Origin of the sequence: Mesorhizobium sp. M1A.F.Ca.IN.020.06.1.1 (assembly GCF_004023265.1) — a bacterium.
Lineage (GTDB): Bacteria > Pseudomonadota > Alphaproteobacteria > Rhizobiales > Rhizobiaceae > Mesorhizobium.
Window position 1 is genome coordinate 1 of the sequence record NZ_RZSR01001341.1, and the last position, 1,197, is coordinate 1,197.

At 65.2% G+C, this 1,197-nt stretch carries 1 protein-coding gene and 1 pseudogene; both read left to right on the plus strand.

Annotated elements, in window-relative coordinates:
* A pseudogene (locus EOA60_RS33820) lies at positions 1-317 on the plus strand (DNA polymerase III subunit beta); the annotation flags it as partial.
* 87 nt (positions 318-404) lie between these two features.
* Positions 405-1,197: AAA family ATPase (locus EOA60_RS33825; RefSeq protein ID WP_128312667.1), on the plus strand; the 793-nt coding region annotated here is incomplete at its 3' end.

The following is a 1,197-nucleotide window of genomic DNA, read 5'->3' on the forward strand; positions in this document are numbered from 1 at the left end:
GCTTTGCCGCCGCCGTCGACCGCGTCTCGACCATTTCGTCCGAGCGCGGCCGAGCCGTGAAACTGTCGATCAATGACGGCCAGCTCACGCTCGCCGTCAACAATCCGGATTCCGGCAGCGCAACCGAGGAGCTGGCGGCCGACTACTCGTCCGACCCGATCGAGATCGGCTTCAACGCCAAATATCTGCTCGACGTCGCCGCCCAGCTCACCGGTTCGGAAGCCAAGTTCATGCTGGCGGATGCCGGGTCTCCGACGCTGATCCACGACATGGCCGACGAGACCGCGCTCTACGTGCTGATGCCGATGCGGGTCTAGGCTTTGTCTCTTTTGTTGACGCAATTCCGGACGGAAAACCGCTATGCACTTTTCCTGGAATTGCTCTAGCAGGCCTCACATGTCGCCGTGACCTCGGACGCCAAACAGCTTCGGCAGCAGAGCTATATAAGTAAGCTTACACTTACAAATTTTCGCAACTATGCGGGACTTTCGCTTGATCTCGGCCCCGGCGCTGTCGTGCTGTCCGGCGACAATGGCGCCGGCAAGACCAATCTGCTCGAAGCCGTTTCGCTGCTGACGCCGGGGCGCGGGCTGCGCCGCGCGCCTTACGCCGACGTCGCCCGCGAGGGCGGCGATGGCGGCTTTGCCTTGCATGCGCGCATCGAAGGACCGGAAGGTCAGGTCGAAATCGGCACCGGCATTGCCGGCGGCGATGGTGCCGCGGAAGGCGGCAGGCGCGTGCGCATCAACGGCGCGCCGGCAAAATCGGCCGAGGATATGCTCGAATGGCTGCGGGTCGTCTGGCTGACGCCGGCGATGGACGGGCTGTTTCCAGGGCCGGCCGCCGACCGCCGCCGCTTCCTCGACCGACTGGTGCTGGCGATCGACCCCGGCCACGGGCAGCGCGCGCTCGATTACGAGAAGGCGATGCGTGGCCGTAACCGTTTGCTTACGGAAGGCTCGCGCGACACCGGCTGGTTCGACGCGATCGAGATGCAGATGGCCGAAACCGGGGTGGCGATCGCGGCGGCCAGGGCCGAGCTGGTGCGGCTGCTTGCGGCCATGATCGACAAGCTGCCGGGCAGCGGCCCGTTTCCGCAGGCCGACATCCGCCTCGCCGGCGAATTGGAAAGCGAAATCGCGGTCACACCGGCAGTCGACGTCGAGGAGCGATTTCGCGCCATACTCGCCAATGGCC